Genomic DNA, 5268 nt, shown 5'->3' on the forward strand with positions numbered 1-5268 from the left:
CTCAAACCATCATTAACATCAACTTCTAATTTATTTAAGGCTTCATTATATTGATTTCGGATATTCATAAAACCTCACATTAATCATATGGGAATCGTCCCGGAGACATTGGAATGTAAACATCAGCGTTATGATTCGGATTTGTTCCTCGATCAGAAACCCCACCAGTGGCAGTATGCCTGCCAGTCACGTCTCGCGGGCGATAATTCCCATTAGAAACACTGGATGTTGGAACTGTTTCAATATGAGCATGAGGTACAGCATCAGCATAATGTGAAGGTGAGCGAGGATTTGCCGGATCAAGCCTCACTGCAACAGTATTTCCGTCAGGTAATGCTTTTGTCCAGACCTCTCCTCCACTATACGCTTGTACCGACGAATAACCTCGATTACGCAAAGTTTGTCGTATTTCTCCTGGAGTTTTTCCTGCAAAATTGGGTAGGCCGCCTATTTCTTCCTGAATATTCTGTGCACTTCTGTAGCGCCCATCGCTTCCCCTTAATTTACAAAGCCCAAGAGGATCAATATAACTTAGCGGATTAGGCGCATAAGCATATAGGTTTATTCCTCCCGCCAGCCCTATCGGGTCCTGACTGATAAACCGCCCGCACTCCGGCGCATAATATCTGAACAGATTATAGTGCAGCCCCGTATCTTCATCATAATACTGCCCCGGCAGCCGCAGCGGCTGCTCAAAGTACGCCCCGCTGTTGCTGATGTCGCCCCGGTTTTCACCAAATCCCGCCTGGTAGCCCGCCCACACCAGCGTCCCGTCCGGCGCGGTTACCTCGTGTACCGTGCCCGTCAGGTCCGTGTGGTAATACCAGATTTTCTGGCTCTCTCCGCGCCCCGTGATGGCCGCCACCGGCGTGTACGGCTGTTCCGCGTCGTACAGGTATGTCCGCTTTCCCTGCCAGCATCGAAAGATGCGCCGGTATCCGATAAGGCCGGTAAGACCAACTCCGCCCGATTCCACCACCCGTAAGATTGGTCTCTTCGGTGGTGGTTTTAACGCCTACTTATCGGAGGTTGCCTTATGGCTACAATCCTCACCCCTGATTATGATTTACTGTCCATTCCTTTCAGTTCTGCCACCGATTTCACAGACCTGGCCGATCACTGCGATCGCTTCGCTGAAACTCTTATAGAGTGTCACGATCCGGCGCTGAAAATGGCGTTGTACGGATGACTTCGCGCCTGTATCGCCATTCTGTCTCCCACGCTGAACGATCCCATTCCACCCCATCTGGTAGAAAACCTGACACTCGACGACCTGCCAGCCTCATTTCCGCACTTTGAGCCGGATCCTGAGCAATTGTGTAGTGGCACAGTAAATTTGGCCACCTGATTAAAGGTGATATCCTCACCACAACACAAAACAGGTGACTTAATGAACAAGAAAACCAAACGTACTTTCACCCCTGAATTCAGGCTGGAATGTGCACAGCTAATTGTTGATAAGGGCTACTCATATCGACAAGCCAGTGAAGCGATGAATGTCGGTTCTACCACGCTTGAGAGTTGGGTGCGCCAGCTCAGGCGAGAGCGTCAGGGGATTGCGCCCTCCGCCACACCTATTACTCCAGACCAGCAACGTATCCGCGAACTGGAAAAGCAGGTTCGCCGCCTGGAGGAACAAAATACGATATTAAAAAAGGCTACCGCGCTCTTGATGTCCGACTCGCTGAACGGTTCACGATAGTTGCCAGACTGAGTGACAGCCACTCAGTTGTCAGCCTCTGTTCTGCTCTGGAAATACACCGCAGCAGTTACCGGTACTGGCGAAAACGACGCGATACGGTTAATCCGGCGCGAGTCAGGTTGTGCAGCGAAATACGCCGGGCGTGGAACCAAAGTAGGGGCTCTGCGGGGGCGCGCACGCTGGCTGAAATGCTGACACAAAACGGCGTCCCGATGAGCCGTTACCGTGCCGGGCGTCTGATGAAATATCTGAACCTGAGCAGTTGTCAGCCCGGAAAACATCAGTACAAAAATGCTCGTCAGGAACATACCTGCCTGCCGAATCTGCTTGAGCGCCAGTTCGCTGTGCCCGAGCCAGATAGGGTATGGTGCGGAGATATTACGTATAGTGTGCCCGGAGTTCAGGGCGGGCATGGATGCTTAAATGAACCGCGAGTCTGTCTGGAATATTGAACCGGTAACTCACGATGAGAAACCCAACAATCCCACCGGGTGTGACGGTGGAGAACCTGAGCGGCAGTGACCTGCGGCATGCCCGCAGGGTGATGTAACCCGCTGACAACGGGGATTGAGGCGAGATCACTAAGCCGAGATGATCCTCAAGGTTAAGTACTGAAAGGCTGAAGAACATGAACCCGTTAATCCGCCTCTGTGGGTTGAAAACGTCACCACGGCCTACGTGATCTGACAGGCCGTGCAGGAGGAACTGGCAGTGATACGTAAGCACTGCCGGTCGAAGGTGTTTTGACATGTATGCGAAACACCGGGGCAGCAGCGTCTATCACGCTTGCGTTGCTGACTTCTGCCAACTTGCGGCAAGCAAGGATAAAGAGTGCGACGGGCAGCCTCCTCAGTATGCCTGAGTCCAGGCAGGTAAACCGGGGAAGGTCAGCGACGGATGTTAAGGGGGCATGGCTCCGATGACGCGCTGGCTGGCGGAGCTTCCGTAGTAGTCCGCGATGGGGAAAGCCCATTACATGGCGAAGGGAAGCAGTTTGAATGTGTTTGCGACGTGAATTAACTGACCTAACGAGGTGAAGACCTTTGATAATCAGCGAAATGCAACGCAAGCTTGCCACATGGGCAGTCACCGATCCGTCCCTACGGATTCAACGGCTGCTGCGTCTGATAACACAACCAGAATGGCTGGCTGAAGCGGCGCGGATCACGCTTTCATCAAAGGGGGCCCATACCCCCGGCGTTGATGGCGTGAACAAAACAATGCTACAGGCCAGACTGGCTGTTGAGCTGCAAATCCTCAGGGATGAATTACTCTCAGGCCACTACCAGCCCTTGCCCGCCAGACGGGTTTACATCCCTAAAAGCAACGGCAAACTGCGACCACTGGGTATCCCCGCGTTGCGGGATCGTATTGTTCAGCGGGCCATGCTGATGGCGATGGAGCCGATATGGGAGAGTGATTTTCATACGCTCTCATATGGCTTCCGGCCTGAGCGCAGTGTCCACCACGCGATCCGCACGGTGAAATTACAGCTCACAGACTGTGGTGAAACCCGGGGACGCTGGGTGATTGAAGGCGACCTGTCCAGTTACTTCGACACCGTACATCATCGACTGCTGATGAAGGCTGTACGCCGCAGGATCAGTGACGCACGTTTCATGACTCTGCTGTGGAAAACCATCAAGGCGGGACATATCGATGTCGGTCTCTTTCGGGCGGCCAGTGAAGGTGTGCCACAGGGCGGTGTTATATCGCCGCTATTATCGAACATCATGCTGAATGAGTTCGATCAATACCTGCATGAGCGCTACCTGAGCGGGAAAGCCAGAAAAGATCGGTGGTACTGGAATAACAGTATCCAACGGGGCCGAAGTACGGCGGTCAGAGAAAACTGGCAGTGGAAACCCGCGGTGGCGTACTGCCGCTATGCCGATGATTTTGTCCTCATCGTCAAAGGCACCAAAGCACAGGCGGAAGCCATCAGGGAGGAGTGTCGGGGTGTGCTCGAAGGCAGTCTGAAACTCAGGCTGAACATGGATAAGACTAAAATCACCCATGTTAATGACGGCTTTATCTTTCTGGGGCACAGGATCATTCGCAAACGCAGTCGTTATGGCGAGATGCGAGTGATCTCAACGATCCCGCAGGAGAAAGCCAGAAACTTCGCCGCATCGCTGACAGCACTGTTATCAGGCAACTACAGTGAAAGCAAAGTCGATATGGCTGAACAACTCAACCGAAAACTGAAAGGCTGGGCCATGTTCTATCAGTTCGTTGATTTTAAGGCCAAAGTCTTCAGTTATATCGACCGTGTCGTGTTCTGGAAGCTGGCTCACTGGCTGGCCCGCAAATACCGTACAGGTATCGCTTCCCTGATGAGGTGGTGGTGTAAATCACCGAAACCGGGTCAGAGCAAAACGTGGGTTTTATTTGGTAAAACCAATCACGGCAAGCTCAGCGGCGAAATACTGTACCGGTTGGTGGGGCAAGGCAAGAAGCTGTTCCGCTGGCGGCTACCCGAAGGTAATCCCTATCTGAGGACGGAGACCAGAAACACGTATACATCGCGCTTTACAGAAGTGGCAATGGCGTTCGCCAGCATTTAAATGGAGAGCCGGATGCGCTGAAAGGTGCACGTCCGGTTCGGGGAGGAGAGGCAGGGAAATAGTCCGACTACGCCCTGCCTCTTACTCTACTCTGGGCAGGAAATCGCTGGTGCTATCTGGCGGTCGTCATGGATCTTTTTGCCCGCAGGGTTATCGGCTGGAGCCTGTCAGCGAATACCGATACTGCCCTGATAAGCAGTGCCCTGCGGATGGCGTATGAGGTGCGTGGTCAGCCGCGGGACGTCATGTTCCATAGCGACCAGGGAAGTCAATATACAGGACTGAAATATCAACAACTTCTCTGGCGTTACAGGATAAAGCAAAGTGTCAGTCGACGGGGAAACTGCTGGGATAACAGTCCAATGGAACGCTTCTTCCGCAGTCTGAAAACAGAATGGGTGCCGACGGATGGTTACGTAGGCAAGGACGAGGCCCGGCAACAAATTAGCGGTTATATCCTGAATTATTACAATAACGTCAGGCCTCACCATTACAACGGTGGGTTGACGCCGGAAGAATCAGAGAACAGATACCGTATTTACTGTAAAACCGTGGCCAATATTACTTGACCACTACAATTGTGTGAATATTGCGAGGTATTACTCCAGATCCTGACGGAACAGGCGCAGGGATCTAAAATGGAACAACCCCTGACGGGGCTGCTTTGTGAACTGATCTGGTTCTTTGCGGCAAAACTGAAAGCGCCGCGCTGGTTGCGTACTACTGATGGTGTGGTGTTTATTGACGATATTATCCAGCCGTAATATCAGTCCTCCCGGATTTTCGCCTGTTAGTACTGGCGGAGATCCGGGAGAATAAAAACCAATATTCACCGAGATTATTACGTTCCGACTTAGCCGTGTTGCTTAACTAGCCTATTAATTAAATCTATATATTCATCATTATACACGCTTCCCATATTTCCCTTACTAAACATTTCCAGCAAGCTAATAACTCTATTTTTATACTCAACAGGGATCGTTTCTCCCGACAAAACGA

1 protein-coding gene and 5 pseudogenes are annotated in these 5268 nt (G+C 51.9%); 5 read left to right on the forward strand and 1 reads right to left on the reverse strand.

Features of this window, described 5'->3' with window-relative positions; genetic code table 11:
- Positions 1-508: 508 nt before the first annotated feature.
- A pseudogene (locus OQV04_RS23380) lies at positions 509-913 on the reverse strand (RHS repeat-associated core domain-containing protein); the annotation flags it as partial.
- Between the two features lie 123 nt (positions 914-1036).
- Between OQV04_RS23380 and OQV04_RS23385 the strand changes: the two are divergent.
- The 5 genes and pseudogenes from OQV04_RS23385 to OQV04_RS23405 all read left to right on the forward strand — a co-directional run.
- Positions 1037-1321, forward strand: a pseudogene (locus OQV04_RS23385) (hypothetical protein); the annotation flags it as partial.
- Between the two features lie 33 nt (positions 1322-1354).
- Positions 1355-2088 (forward strand): annotated as a pseudogene (locus OQV04_RS23390) (IS3-like element ISEc31 family transposase); the annotation flags it as partial.
- Between the two features lie 672 nt (positions 2089-2760).
- Complete coding sequence (gene ltrA / locus OQV04_RS23395; RefSeq protein ID WP_053286158.1) at positions 2761-4269, forward strand: group II intron reverse transcriptase/maturase; 1509 nt, start codon at positions 2761-2763, stop codon at positions 4267-4269.
- Positions 4270-4349: 80 nt separating this feature from the next.
- Positions 4350-4838 (forward strand): annotated as a pseudogene (locus tag OQV04_RS23400) (IS3 family transposase); the annotation flags it as partial.
- Positions 4839-5033: pseudogene (locus OQV04_RS23405) on the forward strand (hypothetical protein); the annotation flags it as partial.
- Positions 5034-5268: the final 235 nt, after the last annotated feature.

Origin of the sequence: Escherichia sp. Lx600-2, from assembly GCF_036662595.1 — a bacterium.
Taxonomy (GTDB): Bacteria; Pseudomonadota; Gammaproteobacteria; order Enterobacterales; family Enterobacteriaceae; genus Escherichia; species Escherichia coli.

Bases quoted from the DNA above. Each gene is read 5' to 3' on its own strand.
- ltrA (WP_053286158.1), top strand. From the start codon at position 2,761: ATGCAACGCAAGCTTGCCACATGGGCAGTCACCGATCCGTCCCTACGG.